The 17360-nt window shown below is 33.5% G+C and carries 17 protein-coding genes and 1 other RNA gene; 7 read left to right on the forward strand and 11 right to left on the reverse strand.

Annotation, left to right across the window (positions count from 1 at the left end; all coding sequences use genetic code 11):
* A partial coding sequence (locus Q0543_RS04120) for a T9SS type A sorting domain-containing protein (protein ID WP_299249527.1) occupies positions 1 to 524 on the forward strand: 524 nt, incomplete at its 5' end.
* 133 nt (positions 525 to 657) lie between these two features.
* On the opposite strand, the gene Q0543_RS04125 is transcribed toward Q0543_RS04120, so the two are convergent.
* The 3 genes from Q0543_RS04125 to Q0543_RS04135 all read right to left on the reverse strand — a co-directional run bounded on the left by Q0543_RS04125 (position 658) and on the right by Q0543_RS04135 (position 2981).
* On the reverse strand, positions 658 to 1260 hold the full coding sequence (locus Q0543_RS04125) for a thioredoxin family protein (RefSeq protein ID WP_299249530.1): 603 nt from the start codon (positions 1258 to 1260) through the stop codon (positions 658 to 660).
* Positions 1261 to 1405: 145 nt separating this feature from the next.
* On the reverse strand, positions 1406 to 1891 hold the full coding sequence (locus Q0543_RS04130; protein ID WP_299249538.1) for a TlpA disulfide reductase family protein: 486 nt from the start codon (positions 1889 to 1891) through the stop codon (positions 1406 to 1408).
* A gap of 550 nt (positions 1892 to 2441) precedes the next feature.
* On the reverse strand, positions 2442 to 2981 hold the full coding sequence (locus Q0543_RS04135) for a hypothetical protein (protein ID WP_299249540.1): 540 nt from the start codon (positions 2979 to 2981) through the stop codon (positions 2442 to 2444).
* Between the two features lie 34 nt (positions 2982 to 3015).
* Here Q0543_RS04135 and Q0543_RS04140 point away from each other — a divergent pair, with 34 nt between their 5' ends.
* Positions 3016 to 4011: a hypothetical protein gene (locus Q0543_RS04140; RefSeq protein WP_299249541.1), complete on the forward strand. Its 996-nt coding sequence runs from the start codon at positions 3016 to 3018 to the stop codon at positions 4009 to 4011.
* A gap of 109 nt (positions 4012 to 4120) precedes the next feature.
* Positions 4121 to 4243: a hypothetical protein gene (locus Q0543_RS04145; RefSeq protein ID WP_299249543.1), complete on the forward strand. Its 123-nt coding sequence runs from the start codon at positions 4121 to 4123 to the stop codon at positions 4241 to 4243.
* A gap of 59 nt (positions 4244 to 4302) precedes the next feature.
* Here the strand turns inward: Q0543_RS04145 and Q0543_RS04150 are convergent, their stop codons facing one another.
* The 4 genes from Q0543_RS04150 to Q0543_RS04165 all read right to left on the reverse strand — a co-directional run bounded on the left by Q0543_RS04150 (position 4303) and on the right by Q0543_RS04165 (position 8030).
* Positions 4303 to 5457 (reverse strand): sigma-54 dependent transcriptional regulator, encoded by a 1155-nt coding sequence (locus Q0543_RS04150; protein WP_299249545.1) that lies wholly within the window; start codon positions 5455 to 5457, stop codon positions 4303 to 4305.
* Positions 5458 to 5557: 100 nt separating this feature from the next.
* Positions 5558 to 5964: RNase P RNA component class A (rnpB, locus tag Q0543_RS04155), an RNA gene on the reverse strand.
* A gap of 218 nt (positions 5965 to 6182) precedes the next feature.
* Complete coding sequence (locus Q0543_RS04160; protein WP_299249547.1) at positions 6183 to 7130, reverse strand: Smr/MutS family protein; 948 nt, start codon at positions 7128 to 7130, stop codon at positions 6183 to 6185.
* A gap of 9 nt (positions 7131 to 7139) precedes the next feature.
* A complete protein-coding gene (locus Q0543_RS04165; protein WP_299249550.1) occupies positions 7140 to 8030 on the reverse strand; it encodes a DUF2279 domain-containing protein in 891 nt (296 codons plus the stop codon).
* Positions 8031 to 8154: 124 nt separating this feature from the next.
* Here Q0543_RS04165 and mscL point away from each other — a divergent pair, with 124 nt between their 5' ends.
* Both mscL and Q0543_RS04175 read left to right on the forward strand, forming a co-directional pair.
* Positions 8155 to 8577 carry a large conductance mechanosensitive channel protein MscL gene (gene mscL / locus Q0543_RS04170; protein WP_299249553.1) on the forward strand — a complete coding sequence of 141 codons (423 nt, stop codon included), beginning with the start codon at positions 8155 to 8157 and terminating at the stop codon, positions 8575 to 8577.
* 34 nt (positions 8578 to 8611) lie between these two features.
* Complete coding sequence (locus Q0543_RS04175) at positions 8612 to 9553, forward strand: DUF3078 domain-containing protein (RefSeq protein WP_299249556.1); 942 nt, start codon at positions 8612 to 8614, stop codon at positions 9551 to 9553.
* 187 nt (positions 9554 to 9740) lie between these two features.
* Here the strand turns inward: Q0543_RS04175 and Q0543_RS04180 are convergent, their stop codons facing one another.
* The 4 genes from Q0543_RS04180 to Q0543_RS04195 are packed head-to-tail and all read right to left on the reverse strand — an operon-like array spanning position 9741 to position 16134.
* Positions 9741 to 9950 carry a hypothetical protein gene (locus tag Q0543_RS04180; RefSeq protein ID WP_299249559.1) on the reverse strand — a complete coding sequence of 70 codons (210 nt, stop codon included), beginning with the start codon at positions 9948 to 9950 and terminating at the stop codon, positions 9741 to 9743.
* A 59-nt stretch (positions 9951 to 10009) separates the two neighbouring features.
* The gene (locus tag Q0543_RS04185) at positions 10010 to 10285 is read right to left on the reverse strand and encodes a hypothetical protein (RefSeq protein ID WP_299249562.1); all 276 of its coding nucleotides are present in this window, start codon (positions 10283 to 10285) and stop codon (positions 10010 to 10012) included.
* Positions 10286 to 10289: 4 nt separating this feature from the next.
* Positions 10290 to 11600 (reverse strand): deoxyribodipyrimidine photo-lyase, encoded by a 1311-nt coding sequence (locus Q0543_RS04190; RefSeq protein ID WP_366799995.1) that lies wholly within the window; start codon positions 11598 to 11600, stop codon positions 10290 to 10292.
* A gap of 46 nt (positions 11601 to 11646) precedes the next feature.
* On the reverse strand, positions 11647 to 16134 hold the full coding sequence (locus tag Q0543_RS04195) for a translocation/assembly module TamB domain-containing protein (RefSeq protein WP_299249565.1): 4488 nt from the start codon (positions 16132 to 16134) through the stop codon (positions 11647 to 11649).
* Between the two features lie 72 nt (positions 16135 to 16206).
* Here Q0543_RS04195 and tsaD point away from each other — a divergent pair, with 72 nt between their 5' ends.
* Both tsaD and Q0543_RS04205 read left to right on the forward strand, forming a co-directional pair.
* On the forward strand, positions 16207 to 17223 hold the full coding sequence (tsaD, locus tag Q0543_RS04200; protein ID WP_299249568.1) for a tRNA (adenosine(37)-N6)-threonylcarbamoyltransferase complex transferase subunit TsaD: 1017 nt from the start codon (positions 16207 to 16209) through the stop codon (positions 17221 to 17223).
* A gap of 2 nt (positions 17224 to 17225) precedes the next feature.
* Positions 17226 to 17360, forward strand: a 135-nt coding sequence (locus Q0543_RS04205; RefSeq protein ID WP_299249574.1) for an SsrA-binding protein, incomplete at its 3' end; no start/stop codon positions are given.

Consider the following 17360-nt stretch of genomic DNA (forward strand, 5'->3'; position numbering starts at 1 on the left):
CAACGAATCCCTTGAGTGTTACAATGACTGCGAATAAGAACATCAAAGCTACGTTCACTGCAATCGCTTCAACTACAACTTATACGCTTGCTGTAAACATGGTAGGCTTGGGTTCGGTTAGTCCAGCAGTAGGAACTTTTGTTGAAGGTACTACGCAAATACTTTCAGCAAGTCCTGCAACGGGTTATACTTTCACAGGTTGGTCTGGTGATGCAACAGGGAGTACAAACCCTTTGAGTGTAACGATGACTGCAAATAAGAATATCACAGCAACGTTTACTGCTATTTCTACAGACATAGATTTATCAGCCGATATTGTTCAAAGCAGAATTTATCCCAATCCAAGCACGAATACATTTATGCTTGAACTTGGGACACCATTAGATGTAGCTATTTATAGCATCACAGGACAACTTGTATTTTCTTATAAAAGGGTAGTTTATGCGGAATTCGGCGAAGAATTGAATCCCGGCGTTTACATTGTGAAAGCTGGTGAGTCATTCTTTAAAATTATAAAAGAGTGAAAAATAATAATGGATGATAATGTACTTCCATAAATAATATGCAATAAAAAGTATAGCCTGCCGAATATGATCAGCAGGCTATACTTTTTATTTTTAATGAAAGAATGAGTTGTAAGTAGTTCATAACTCATTACTATTGCTTCCACTTTACCCCGCACCCTATTGCTTTGGTGGTAGTAACAGCAACTGCTTGTCCTGAGAGTAATGCATCTACAGCATCTTCAACATATTTTACTTTTACAGAAGACGCATCATCTGTATTGTCATCGATTGCTCCAATATATTCCACAATCAAATCAGCGTTTACTTTTTTCAATACAAATACATGAGGAGTTTTGGATGCACCATACGATTTTGCAATATCTTGGGTTTCGTCTACTAAATAGGGGAATGTAAACGATTTAGCTTTCGCTCTTTTTTTCATATTCTCAAAATTATCATCTGGGTAGGCCGTTGCATCGTTTGGATTGATTGCAACAACAGGATAACCTAATTTTGCATATTTATTATTCAATGCCACAATACGGTCTTCGTATTTAACAGCATACGGACAATGATTACACGTAAAGACCACAATAAAACCTTTTGCATCTTTTTTGTCAGCAAGGGAGAATATTTTATCATCGATATTTTTTAATTTAAAATCACGCGCTTTGTCGCCAATGGAATAGCCACCTTCTCTTTTAAAAGAAGCAAGAACGATTATTGCTAGAATGAATACGATTAATTTTTTCATTTTTAATTTTGGTTTTTTATGAATTATTATATTTAAGTGTTGTTGTATCGCCTTTCTTTTTTATTCGATAAAGAGGTGTTTAATGTGAATAAGGCTTTAATGTATTTAGTATTATTATTTATTTTTACTCGTTTCTTTAAAGAATCTAAGGCGTATGAATTTTAATTTTAGCATTCAATTCAACTTGTGTTAAATCTCCTTCATGAAAGAATACTTTTTTGCCTTCTTTATAAAATACCGTTGCAGGAATCGCGCCATCCCAGCTCGGATCAATTTTATCTATCCATTTATTAGGATCACCTGCATTCAATAGATATACATTATTTTGTAATTTTTTCTTTGTTACAAAAGCAATTACTTTATTTTTTTCTGAAGGGAAATCTAAATTAATTAATAAAATCTTAACTTTTTTAGTAACATTATCTTTTGCAGCTTGTTCAAAGTAAGGTAATTCAGCCACGCATGGCCGGCACCAAGTGGCCCAAAAATTAACGATATACAACGTATCATTTTCTGACTGTATTGTTTTTGTTTGAAGTTGTTCTAATGTGATTGTTTCAATTTGTGCAATCGTTTTTAATGACCACAATGAAGTGAATAGTAATAGGAGTGATGTATAAATAGGCTGCATATTTGGGGATTTAATATAAAACAAGAAACAAAATATATAGCAGAAACGGAATCAAATTTCGACCATCTTGCCACTTTGGTAGATAAAGGTCTATAAAAAATCGACTAGAGCATGTAACTGTTTATAGAAGAATTGGTGCAATTATGTTTGTAAAATGCGATTTTAAAAATATGGGCGAATTAAATGCAAAGACAATTAATAACAGATGATTTAATAACTGATTTGTATTTAATAAAAGACTCTTCACGTTTACATTTGCATATATTAAAACAATAAAAAATATTCTAAATGAACAATACTCAAACAATTTGTTTCCAATTTTAGCAGCAGTGGTTATTTTATAGAAGTATTTTATTTGTGTTTGTAGCTTTGGCTTTTTTAGGGAAGAAGTATTGCCTCAACCTAAATCTCTGTTTAATAAAATATCATTTTATTATTTATTTAAACAGGAATAAAAAATTAAAAAACCTGATTCACACATTCTTAATTAATTTCTAACAAAAAATAGCCAACGATTTAAATTATTGGCTATTTTTTGTTAGAAATACTGCTAAAATTTATCCCAAACAATGTAATCGTTGGATTCAACCCAATTACTATAATTCCCAGCTCTATCACGGATGCGAACATGAAATTGAAGTGTATCATTTTTATGAAAAGGGGCAGAGATAGGCGCCATAGTACCTATGGGTAAGGGCGCTTCAAAGGGAGCAAGAATGTAACGTACATTGCCATCAATTGGACCTGTTTTTTCGTAAGGCGAAAGTAAAGGTAAGAATCCATTATAACTTAGCGGCGAAGAATCAAAAAATGTCATGCGTATATATGTGCCGTTTGTTTTCTTATAGATATCTACAAAGAAATCCAAAAAATTTGGATCTGCAGGTTGGTTTCCCAAGTCCCCATCACCGTCTTGAAATTTGATATACACCGAAATAGAATCCACATAATTTACATTATCATTTATTACTCGCAATCGGTCGAATTGTATGACAGGCGCTTTGGGATAATTCGGTGCTTTTTTACATCCTAAGAAAAAAAGACCTAGAAGTAAAACGAAGAAGGAATAAATTGTTTTCTTTACGAACATTGTTGTTAATTTGTATTCAATATACCAATATAGAATGTCATTTGACAAGGAAATAAAGCAAATTTTACTAGAATCTCCATCTACTATTAACGATGATGGGATATTAGAAGTATATCGATATCAATATTCTTATAATGCTATTTATAGAGAATTTGCACAAGCAATTAAAAAAACACCTGCACAGGTTCATTCTGTAGCAGATATACCATTTTTGCCTATTTCCTTTTATAAAAATCATTCTGTAATTACGCAAGATGGCTCTATCGATTTTACAAAGAGCGTTGACTTTTATAGTAGTGGCACTACTTCCGCAAATCGTTCAACGCATACCGTTGCCGACCCTGCGTTTTACCAGATGCGTAGCCAGCATATCTTTGAGTCGTATTATGGATCTTTAAAAGATGTAATTATAATAGCTGTATTGCCTTCTTATGAAGAAAATTCATCTTCATCATTAATTTTTATGATGCAGCATTTTATTAGAGAAACAAACCACGATGCATCTGGATTTTATTCCTTTGATATTCCTAGAATTAAACTCCTGTTAAAGTCAATTGCTACAGAAAATAAAAAAATACTAGTTTGGGGTGTGAGTTATGCCTTACTAGATTGGGCGGAATCAGAAGAGGCTGATTATTCAAATATCTTATTCCTAGAAACAGGAGGGATGAAAGGCAGGCGGAGTGAGCTTACACGTTCAGAATTACACAATCAATTATGTAAAGGATTTAAGGTTACAAACATTCATTCAGAATATGGAATGACGGAATTACTTTCTCAATCCTATTCTTTAGGAGAAGGGATGTATCAATTTCCATTCGGTTTGATTCCGATATTAAGACAAATAAATGATCCCTTTTGTAACGTGCTACAAGGTAGTGGAGGAATAAATATAATTGACTTGGCAAACATTAATGGGTGTTGTTTTATTGAAACTCAGGATGTTGGAAGAATTACTAATCACCAATTTGAAATATTGGGAAGATTGGATGCGTCTGATTTGAGAGGGTGTAATTTGCTGTATATGTGAATGTTAGGTATATTATGGAAAAATAATATACCTAAGTAAGGAAATTTATTTTTTAGATAGCCTGAGTTTTTATATATTTGTATACGTTCAACTACTAAAAAACATCAGAATGAAAGCAAGAATTGTATTCATCGTATTTGCAGCCGCAACGTTATTAGCTGCTTCATGTGCACCACATAGAACTTGTCCTACTTATACTAAGGATACACAATCTGCTGTTAAGCATTCTTAATACTGGATTTACATTACAAAAATATAAAAAAGGTTCTGAGAATTTCTCGGAACCTTTTTCTATTTGACATACAATTTAACATCTTCTACTGTAATGGTTTTTTCGCTCATAATTACTAAGCGTTCAACCACATTTTTTAACTCTCGGATATTTCCAGTCCAAGGTAATTTTTGTAGCGCATCAATTGCTTTTTGATCTATTTTTTTAGTTGTAGTGCCATGATCTTCCGCAACAATTGCTAAAAAATGTTCTATTAATAAAGGTATATCATCTGCACGATCTTTTAATGCGGGTACTTCAATGGGTATCACATTCAATCTATGAAACAAATCTTCTCTAAAACGTTCTTCGGCAATTTCTTTGGTTAAATCTTTATTGGTTGCTGCGATAATACGAACATCTACTTTAATTTCTTTCTCTCCACCCACTCGAGTAATGGTGCTTTCTTGTAACGCACGTAATACCTTAGCTTGTGTTGAAGGACTCATATCACCAATTTCATCTAAAAATAAGGTGCCTCCGTTTGCTTGTTCAAATTTCCCAATACGTTGTTTGATAGCAGATGTAAAGGATCCTTTTTCATGCCCAAATAATTCGCTCTCGATTAGTTCAGATGGAATCGCAGCACAATTTACTTCTACTAAGGGCTCGTTCGCACGTTTACTTTGTGTGTGAATGGCGCGTGCAACCAATTCTTTACCTGCTCCATTTGGACCCGTAATTAATACACGCGCATCAGTAGGGGCAACCTTTTCAATGGTTTTAAAAATTTGTTTGATTTCTTTCGACTCACCAATAATTTGGTACGACTTGTTTACTTTCTTCTTTAATGTCTTCGTTTCGGTAACAAGGGTACTGCGATCCATAGCATTACGAACACTCACCAAAAGACGGTTTAAGTCGGGCGGCTTTGTGATAAAATCGTAAGCACCTTTGCGTGTAGCATCAATAGCAGTTTCTATAGAACCGTGTGCAGATATCATAATAAATGGAATATCTTTTCCGCTGCTGTATACTTTTTCAAGTACTTCCATACCATCCATTTTAGGCATTTTAATGTCACACAGAACAACATCATAGTCATTCTCTAAGATCATTTTTAAACCTTCTTCGCCATCTTTTGCTTCTTCAACGGAGTATTTTTCGTATTCTAGTATTTCTTTTAACGTACTGCGTATGCTACGTTCGTCGTCAATGATTAAGATTTTAGGCATAAAGAATAAGTAATAAGTTTTAAGTAATAAGTTTTAAGAAAAAAATAAAAAGTTTAAAGAATTTTTCTTAAAACTTAAAACTTAGAACTTAAAACTAAAAAAGCAATACAAGTCTATAAGCCGGGTTCTGTTTCACGATCCCGATAGCTATCGGGATGCGACTCTTATCATTTATCTACTCCTTACATCACTATAAGGCTCTAACGACCTACCCATTCCGGCTAACAACACTTGCGTGTTATCTGGTACGAGCAGCACCATATCCGGAACCTATTTGGTCTTTCAACTCCTAAGGTTTACCCCAATTATACATCGCTGCATAACGAGTGAGCTCTTACCTCACTTTTTCACCCTTACCACACCGAGGCGTGGCGGTTATTTTCTGCGGCCCTGTCTGTCCATTATTCCTTTCGAAACAACAGCCTACCCGTTAGGTAGTAAGATGCTCTGCGTTGCCCGGACTTTCCTCCCTCAGCCTAAGCTAACGGCGATAAGACAACTTGTATTGCTCTTCAAAGATACATAATTTGTATGGGAATGTAATGAGCTCTTTGATGAGGAGAGAAATCCCAAATAACAAAAAACAAATTCCAAACTACTGGAAAAACAAGAATCTTAGATTTTAATGTTTTCTCCGTTTGGAATTTGGAATTTTGAATTTGAATTTTCACATCCTACTTCGTAGTAGTTTGGTATTTGTTATTTGAAATTTGGAATTTGTAAAGCTATTTCAGCTTTACCAGTGTTGCTCCATATCCAAAGCGCTCTTTCTTCGCATCTTTGAAAAAATCAATGCGCTTGTCTTTACTTAATCGTTTATGTATTTCATTTTTTAATACATTATTACCTACACCATGTATAAATGTTATTTCATCCATTCCACAAGCAATTGCTTGATCTAGTTTTTTTTCAAAGGTACTCGTTTGCTTGTGCATGATTAACATGGGAGTTAAGGAGTTCCAATCTGCATCTAGTTTTTCAATGTGTAAATCGACTTCTGATTCTGGTTCTTCAAAAGCTAATAAATTTGCTGTAGATGCTGGGTTATTTAAACGTGTTGTTAGTTGTTCAATTTCTTTTGCTTCTATTTTTAGATCGCCGTCGATAGCCCACGTATGTGCTTCTCCCTTTAATAAAGAATGATGTTTTTTATTTTTATAAAACTTTTCAGCTTTTATAATTATTTCAGTGGTGAAGGGCGGGACTAACTTTTCAACACTTGGCAGCAAATAGATAAATTGAAAAATTAAGGTTGGCCAAGTTGCAAATTCACTTGTATTCCATTCATCCAAACTCAATAAAGCATTGCTTTCTAATTTTCCAGATTGAATAAGCAAGGTATGTTGTTTTGTTTTTTTGAAACAACTAAATAGAATAGGGCAATTGCGCTCGTTAATTAATAAAGCGCGATGTGTACGATCATTAAATGCTTGAAATGCAATTTGTACATTTCCATTTAAGGATTTTGTTGTTGTATCTTGATTTGCTTCTGGTTCTGTGCGTACACCAGTGAGTAGTCCTTCAGCAGAAGAGATAACGGTTACTTCTTTTTTAGCAACAGGAATTCGGAATCCGTCTTCAATCTCAACTTCAATTTGTTGCGCATCAATAACTCGAATTATTATGCCCGATTCTTTACCATGAACCAAACGAACTTTATCACCAATTTTCATATAATATTATTAGAAATAGATACCATGAAATTTTACACCTTGATTGTTAAATTCCAATGTTGGAAAAGGAACTTTTAGCATATTAATGGTATAAAATACTGTTTTAAGAAATTTACTTTTTGTATGTATACTTTGAAAATCTATGTCCAGCGAAAAGTATACTTGTCTATACGGATAATAACCCATTTGATTGCTTCCATCTAAATATCCACGTACCATTGCTTCTGCGCCATAGCCAACGGAAGCGCACAACCATTTAGGCCAAAAGAAATCTTTTTGTGTTAATTTTCGAATGTTGAACGACAACCAATACGTTTGCCCATTGTAATCTTTTAATAATTGCTGACCAAAGGTGGAACCCAATAAATTTGGACTAATGTTGGCATAATTGGTTGTATGAAAAGAGAATTTTGGAATAATCCGAACTTCATTCCAAGCAAGGTATTGCGAAAGTAATGTTGCACAACCGAGCGTATTCGCAACCATATCACCAACAGAGAAACCCCACTCAGATGAAAATCCATCAAAAACTTCTATCGTTGTTTGAAATAAATATCCTGTACCTGTGCCATACCAAATAGCTTTTTTTCGTTTTGTGCCTGTCCAACTAAGCACATCACTTGATATGCGGCTTAATTGGTAAGCCGTATAAAAATGCCCTACTTTATCAACTTGCATCCATTCCGTATCGTCATTAAAAAAGTGGAACGATTCTGAAGCATAGTCTTTATACCACAATTGATATAATCCAGCCACACTACCTGCATATATAACACCTGCAGATGCAACAATTGGGATGAAGCGTTGTTTCTTAAAATGGCTTGAATCTTGTGCCTGAAGAGGCGAAACGATAGCAAGACACATAATAAAACTTAATAAATAAGTATAAAGCGTGTTCATTAACGTAAAGTTAATGTTAATAACGAGTAAAATTCTATTTTTTTAATACATGCTTTTTTTAAATCAATAGATTTTTTTTATGTTTACATTGATATTTAATGATTTATAATCTTAACGTAGTTTTATGAGTTTTGTAAGTGAGTTTAAGTCCTTCGCAATGCGAGGCAATGTGGTTGATTTGGCTGTCGGTGTAATCATTGGTGGTGCATTTGGGAAAATTGTTTCATCTGTTGTTGATGATTTGATTATGCCAATCGTCAGTGTTTTTATAGGTGATAAAGGTTTTAAAGATAAGTTTATTGTTTTTGGTAATCAAACCTTTGATAGTTTAGCAAAGGCTAAAGAAGCAGGTGTTCCTGTATTTGCTTATGGTAATTTTATTCAAATAATTATTGACTTTATAATTTTAGCCTTCATCATTTTCTTAATGATAAAAGGCATGAATAATTTGAAGAAGAAGGAAGAAGCAGCGGCTCCAGCTCCTGAGCCTGTTCCTACAAAAGAAGAATTGCGTTTTGCTGAAATCAGAGATTTATTAAAGAAATAATTAAAATAAGAATAAGCATCAATAATTCATTCGAATGAAAAAATATTTATTAAGTACCCTAATATTAATATCTAGTTACACTGTATTTGCTCAGATGGATTCAATTGCAGTTGCAGCAGATATGGTAGAAGCTAATAAAGGAAAAGATACATTGTGGAGAAGTAGTATTGCATTTGGTATCAACTTCTCTAATGTGGGTTTAAATAACTGGTCTGGTGGTGGTCAAAATGCTATGTCTTTTGTAGGAGTAGTTGTTGGGTCTATTGCATACGATAAAGATCGTATACATTGGAACAATTATTTGGATATCGCCTATGGATTTCAACGTTTAGGTAGAAAGACAGCACCATTTAGAAAAAGTGATGACCGTATTTACTTCCAAACGAAGTTTGCGTACGAACAAACGAAGAAATTACGTTATGCTGCATTAGCTGATTTTAGAACCCAGTTTGCAGAAGGATATAAATATTATGATGAGGTTAAACCTGATTCATCTGTAAAGATATCTAACATATTAGCTCCAGCATATTTGACAGCATCTCTAGGTTTGGAGTATTTACCCTTTGCGAGTACAAGTATTATATTCTCTCCTGTGGCGGCTAAATACACCATTGTAAATGATGCTGAATTATCTGCTCAAGGTGCTTACGGAGTTACGCCAGGTACAACGTTAAGGAAAGAATATGGGGTTTCTATGATGATAAAGTATAAAGCGGATATTGTTAAAAATGTAACCTTTGCTTCGCAGTTATATTTATTTAATAATTATACAAATTTTAATGTAGATGTGTTCTGGGATTGCTTCTTATATTTAAAAGTGAATAAATATTTAACAACGACCTTTACTACCAACCTTATTTACGATGACGATATCAAGGTGTCTCGTGATAATGGATCAGTAGGACCTGCAGTTCAATTTAAAAATGTACTAGCAGTAGGACTTGTTTATAAACTGAATGGGTACGGAGTAAAATAGTTCTTGGAATCTTTTCATAAAAAAGGCTTTATACAAATAGTATAAAGCCTTTTTTATGAAATTTGATGTACGATGTTTGCATTTCAATTGCGTATTATATTATAATTGAATGCAATTATAATATATTTCATATCAAACAAATGATATCTGTTACATAATGTATTTCTGACATGTACAAACAATGAAATTAATATTCATTTTCTTTTAAGATGTAATGATTTTTGCTTTTATAGGACAGCCCAGGAAAAGCATCTATAGAAATTATTTTTAAAGGCGTTCCTGTCCATACTTTTTGTGCATTTACAGCATCTTTAGGTTGCAATATGGTAATGTGTGCATTACTTTCTTCACCTACTTCATCGTGTGTGAAATGGTATTCGAATGTTTGAAGATCCATTTTAGAAAATTGATTGTTTACAGCATATTTTTTTTGAGAAGGGAATAATTGTATTTTAATTATATGGGTACTACAAACTTATTAGTTGATAAACGAATAAATATCGGGTAAAACATATCTTTTTGAATCAAAATGGTATCATTGTGTTTTAAGTCAAAAGAAAAGTAACCACTGTCATTTGAAAATGTAATGAAGTCGTGCTCGTGTAAGGATTTAATTTTAGCTCCTTTAATTGCATTACCCGTAGTTGCATCCGTAATGTTGATATGTATGTTTTGAGCATATAATATATAGGAACAAAATAAGGATAGAAAAAGCAAATAGATACGTTTCATAGAATTAATTTTTTAAAATGGAGAACATTTTTTTTGCTCGATCTGTAGCTGATTTATGTTCAATCATTGGTTGAATATACGAAGAAGTTCCATACTCTGGCACCCATTTTTTTATATATACAAAATCCGGATCAAACTTTTGTTGTTGCGCAATTGGATTGAATATTCTAAAATAGGGTTGAGCATCCGCACCTGTCCCTGCTGCCCATTGCCAATTGCCATTGTTTGCAGATAGATCGTAGTCAAGTAATTTCTGAGCAAAATAGGCTTCTCCCCAGCGCCAATCTAAGAACAAATGTTTGGTTAAGAAACTCGCAACAACCATTCGTACGCGGTTGTGCATATGACCTGTTGCGTTCAATTCCCGCATTCCAGCATCAACCAATGGATATCCTGTTTGTCCATTACACCATTTTTCAAAATCGTCTGCATCCGTTCTCCATTCAATGATATTAAATTTGGGTTGAAAGGAATTCGTAACAACATCTGGGAAATGATACAAAATTTGCATGAAAAATTCTCTCCAAATCAATTCACTTAACCAAACTTCATTTAAGGGTTGTGACTTTATTACTTTTTCACGTATGCTAATAGTTCCAAATCTAAAATGTATACCTAATAAGGAAGTTCCATCTGTTAGAAATGGAAAATTACGTGTTTTGTCATATTCTTGAATTGTTTTTCGAGCAATATGAATGGGAGGGATGGTAATGGAAGATTCTTTAAATCCCAAGCTTCTTAATTCAATCATGAGACTAGGACTTAAGGGGTGCAATGCAGACAATAATTTTTCGGAAGTGAAAAAATGTATGGGGTTGGTTTTTAATTTTGCCAACCATTTATTTTTGTAAGGAGTGTAGACACGATACGGTTTGCCAGAATCATTTAATATTTCATCCTTTTCAAAAACCACTTGATCTTTATAGGAATGGAAAGAAATAGAGTGGGTGCTGGCAAACGCCGCAATATGATTGTCGCGGCTTATAGCATTGGGTTCATAATCCCTATTACAATAAATAGCTTTAATCGTATACGTGTCTGAAAGTTGCTTAAACACATTCAAAACAGTATCTTTAAAAATGAGAAGATCTCGATTTAGTGCATTTAATTCTTTTTTAATAGAATGTACTGTTGAATGAATAAACTGTACCCGAGCATCTTTTTTATTCTCTAATTTTGATAAAATATCTGTATCAAAAATAAAGATAGGAATAACAGGTAGTCCACTTTTTAAAGCATGATATAAACCTGTATTGTCGTTTAATCGAAGATCTCTTCTAAACCAAAAAATAGCAATTTCCTTTTTCTCCATCATACGTATTGTTTCCCTTACAACAATTTTCAATAGGAATTGTTTGAATTTATTCTTCTTCTTTATAAGGCGTCCAATATTGCTTAGGAGCTTTGCGTTTCTTCTCTTTTTTAGGATTTTTACGTTTAAAAATTTCGCTTATTTTGTCAAATCCTTGTGTATGGAAAATACTCATGCCTGCTGCCATTGTTGGGTTTGCTGCTGTTGAAGTAATTAAAGCATTTTGATTTATTTTATTGTATACTTTTGCTTTTAAATTTCCACTTTTACTTAAGACATATTCAACCGTCCATTCACCAACAATGCTCGTTGCAGCACTTGCGGTATTGGAATAATTTCCACCTTGATGTGAAATACGAAGTCTGCCATCTAAAGCAGTATATGCAAACCGCATATTAAATGAATTTAATCCATTTTTATCCAAAGTTGTTAAGTCTACATTGATTTCTAAATTGTCATCAAATTGAGAAACAAAACTGCTTAATTGATTGGAAAGAAGTTCACTTAAATTTGCATACGAGCCAGATGTACTTGTTTTAGTACCATTGTCATCTGTTCCACCAATACGAGTCAATTGTCTAAGTACAATTAGACTAAAGGCTTGTCTATTCATTTCAGAAGGGTTTCCAGCTACATAGCTTTCGAAACTCGTAACATATTGGGAGAATTGTCCTGGATATTTATTTTCAATTTTTAATCCTAAGTTAATTTCAGGGTTCGTAAGATCTCCTTTCAATCCCATCAATACATTCACAGGATATTTTCGTTGCGCATCAGGAGAGGCCATTATTGGGTCATCACTAGGTACAGTAAAGGTTGGTTTCAGCGAAGTATAAATCCGATATCGGGTATTGATGTCCAATAATGCTTCATAAGGGTCTCCTTGCCATTTAATACTACTTCCTGGATCAATTGTAAATTCTTTGTTAATAATACCTGCTAAGGTGAAGTTGTATTTACCTCTAGTAATTTCATAATTACCAAACATATTAAATTCACCTCGTGTATCAATGGTCATACGCATATTGCCTTTCCCATTCCCTCTAATAATGTCGCCTGCTTTCTTGTCGAAAATAATTTCAGCATAGGCATCCGGAGTAATTTCAAAATTAAATTCCATTTCAACTCCCGATAAATCTACTTTTCGTTTTTTAGATAGATTGGTTGCTTTTCTATTTGGATCTACAAAGCGTATATAGCTTTCGTGCTCAGCACCTGCATAGGTATTTAATGGTATAAATATTTTAGTATCGGGTTGCGATTTCGCATTGGCAATAATTTTTATTTTATTCAATGCTCCTATGATTTCCCAGTTTCCAGTTACATAAGCTTCTCCATAAAAAATATCACCTTGGTCTTCACTTAAATTTAAAGCTTGAAAACCGGTATTGTCTTTAATTTCTCCTTTAAAGTCTAATACAAAATCTTTAAAGTGTGTATGATTTAAACCTCCAGTAATGAGGCATGTTTTATTACGTACATCTTTGAGCTGAATTTTATCAAATGAAATACGATCATTTTTAAGTTCAATTCGATCAGAGAAATGGTAGGTGGTTCCTATAAATGGTATGGTAAACTGTCCATCTTCTACGTCAATACTGCCTTTAACGATAGGTTCTGAAAGTGTTCCAGTAATCGTTGCATATCCTGTTGCTAAACCACTAATATTAGTAAATACATCTTTTGCAATTGCATTAAGGGGAGAAATATCTGTTTTTGTAAAACTGGCAACTAAATTCATGTCTTCACTGTGCTCTGTATTTTCAGGAATATAATACCCAGTTAATTTGAAAATATTTTCCGATTTACGTAGAATATCAACATCCATGTTCATTCGTTTGGCTTCCGTACTCCATCCTGTTTTGCCTTCAACATCGCCTATGTATAAGGTATCTATATTGAAATTTGTAATAGATACTTTGCTATCCACATTTGATTCTCCTAAATGTAAATTGCCATCAATAATTCCTTTTAACTTTATAGGAGTTACAAAATGAGCAAAATCTTCAATATTGATTTTCTTCATCAGCATGCTACCATTGGTTTGTCCATTAGCTGATTTACCTGCCAAGGTAATTCGTTGATCTAAATTGAAAATAGATATACTATCTAGTATGATGCTTGCACTGTTGAAATAAATTTTACGATCATTCTCAAAAGCCCAGTTTTTATCTTTAATTAGTAAATTAGAATTTGTGAACGTTATAATATTGTAGGGTTCAAACAAATCTATTGTACCAGAAACCTTTGTACTGTTAGTCGCATTTTTTTGTTTTGCATTGAAATAAAAATCTGCATGTTCTCCTGCTAAAACGGATTCTAAAATCAAATTTTCAGTTTGTATAAAGCTTGAGTTTATTTGATTTTCGGAGGTAAACGTTACATTCCCGAGTACTTCAGAACTATCGTTTCTTTGAGAACAAAATAAATTGATTTTGTTTTTTCTAAATTCAAATCCTTTATAGTAGATGGTGTCGATCAATGCAAAGGATTTAATTATTTTAGTTCGGCCAGAATTAAACCGACCTCTGATTTTTGATTCCCCAGATATATATAAACCAGGCGTATATATATTCAAAAACGAGTTTATATCATGTAATTTTATATCATAGGTAGCATGATATTGATTTTCTTGATGGGAAACTTTGTCTTTATAATACTTAACCACATTTAAACTGTCGCCAGAGATACTTTGAATTACTTCTTGAGCAAATTCGCTGAAATCATGCGCTATTATAGTGGGTTTGAAATTCCCTTTAATGGATGCACTGATAACATCTGAATTTATTTCTATGATGCGTGTTGTGTCAGAAAGTATATCGGATTGCAGATGCAACGTGTCAATAAAAATCTCTTTATTTTTGTCATATAGTAAATACGTATTGGTTAAATAACCATTCCCATATGCATCATCTATTTCTGACCCTTTGAAATCAATATTCAAATTCGTTTTAACTAATAAATCATGATCGAATGCATTCAAATGGAGATTTCTTATTTGTGCTTTATCACAATTTACCTTTACTTGAAGAATTTTTTCTGCTTGTCTGTAATCAAGCATGCCATCAATTTGCATTACTAAATTTGAATCAGCAATATCTGCATGTCCATTGAATAGTGCTTTTTGAAGAATCGCATCGGTATGAATGTTTTTGTAATTATATGTATTAAATTCTATGGATTGTATTGTAGCAACCATATCCATTTTTAATTTATCAATATCAAAGCCAACACCACTTATTTTTCCATCCATGTTTAGGATGCCAAATTTGTCATTTTGAATCAATTTGCCGAATGCTAAATTTTTAGTTACTAATCTGCCAGAATAATAACTATCGTCCATGATGTTATCTTTAAGATTAAACGACATGTCTGTTTTGGCGTAACCGATAGCAGTATTAAGAGCAGCATTCGAAACAAAGTTTCTTGGGAATCCATTAAACTCAATAGATCCTTGAAAATATTGAGCAATTCTTAATGTATTGTTTACATCTTGGCTGAAAAAATTACTTAAGTCACCAGATGATAAATATACATTTTTAAAATCTGCATCGATATATGTTTTCTGAAAATCAGGTAAGCCATCCATGTGTAGGCTGCCTTTTAAAGAGCTGTTCCCCGATTGTAAATACAAATTGCTGATATTGAATTTACTTACTTTACCAGAAACCTTACCACTAACAGCAACTCTATATGGGTATGCTTTTAGCGCAGGTGCGAAGTGTGCGATGTCTTTTAGGTCAATATAAGAACTATCTAGGGTGCTTGTGATATATGCTTTGGTGTTAAAATCTTTTAAATCTGTAATAGTAGAATAGCTCACGCGAGCATAATTTCGTAGAAAAGAATTACTAATACTGGCATACATGTCATCTAATTCCATGTAGTTATTGCATAAGGTATATACCCCTGCAAGTTTGTGCACACGCATACGGGTATGGCTTTCAATTGTTTTTAAATCATTGATTGCAATCCGAAATGTATCTGAAAATACGTAAAGTTGTTCCGTTAATCCATTGATGCTATCAAAAGAAAAGTGGTTGTGATCAAAGCCAGTAATGGTACCTTCATTGTAATCGTCGTATGCAAAACGCATGTTTACAAGTTTTACATCTTTTATTGTAAAGGGCTTTGTGGCACTTGTTGTGTCGGTACTTGGTCCAATTAAATTGCTTAAACTGTTTATGAATTCGTTGATGTTTAAAAATTCAGAATTTTTATAATTGATTAAATGTACTTCACCATCTTTCAAAACAGCTTCTTGAATTCGGTAGGATAGGGATTTTTCAAAGGTGAAAATTTCATAATCTACTTGAACTTCGCCCAAGTGAATCATACGTGTTTTTTGATAATCAAATAAAGAAACCCCGTAGACAGTTATGTGATCAAACCAATCAATTTCTAATCGTTCAATTTCGACTGTATAATGTAAATATCCTGATAATTGTTTGCTTGCAAGCTCGGCTACCTTTTTTTGTACATAAATAGTTTTGAAGCCTATTACAATGATTGTTAGTAAAATGAGTAAAAAAAGCACAGTATAAGAGACCGTTTTTAAAACGCTCCTTATGAAAATTCTGCTAAAATTCTTTACTTGAGTATTCAATCTATGTCAGTTACACTATTAGCAATCGAATCTTCCTGTGATGAAACAGCCGCTGCTGTGATACAGGATGGGAATATACTATGTAATATAGTCGCTTCGCAGACAATTCACGAGAAATATGGTGGAATTGTGCCAGAATTAGCTTCAAGGGCACATCAACAACATATAATCCCAGTTGTGTCTGAAGCACTCCTACAAGCAAATATACAAAAATCAGACCTGAATGCAGTAGCCTGTACCTCAGGACCTGGATTATTAGGCGCATTATTAATTGGAGTTTCTTTTAGTAAGGCATTTGCCTCTGCTTTAAACATTCCGGTAATAAAGGTAAATCACATGAAAGCCCATATTCTAGCGCACTTCATTGATGAACCAAAACCTCAATTTCCATTTATTTGTTTAACCGTAAGCGGTGGACATACACAATTAGTTTTGGTTAAAAACTACCTAGAAATGGAAGTTGTTGGCGAAACCCAAGACGATGCCGTAGGGGAAGCTTTTGATAAAACAGCGAAGTTGATGGGCTTGCCTTACCCAGGTGGACCATTAATCGATACCTATGCCAAACAAGGTAATGGTTTGATGTTTCCGTTTCCAACGGTAGAAATGCCAGGCTACAATTATTCCTTTAGTGGAATAAAGACAGCCTTCATGTATTTCTTGAAAAAGAATACAGCGATAGATTCTGAATTTATTCAGAAAAATTTAAACGATATTTGTGCTAGTGTGCAGCATGCCTTAGTTGAGGTTTTGATGCGTAAATTGAATCGATTGGTTCGAGAAACGGGCATCAAGCGTGTGGCAATTGCTGGTGGCGTATCAGCAAATTCTGGTTTACGCGCAGCAATGGTGCGGAAACGCGATGAAGATGGCTGGGATATATTTATTCCTGCTTTTGAGTATTGCACAGACAACGCTGCAATGATTGCTGTTGCAGGCTATTATCAATATTTAGAAAAAGATTTTGCTACTTGGGATTTGTCTCCAGAACCGAGGATGAAAATAGGAGGCACAGTATAGAGATGGGTAAAGAAATACTTAAAAACGTTAACATACGAAATAAAAAAGCATCTTTTGAATACACATGTTTGGAGACGTATGAAGCCGGAATTGGATTAAAAGGTACTGAGATAAAAGCCATTCGGATGAGCACAGCT

It is taken from the genome of uncultured Cytophaga sp., from assembly GCF_937863595.1.
Taxonomy (GTDB): Bacteria; Bacteroidota; Bacteroidia; order Cytophagales; family Cytophagaceae; genus Cytophaga.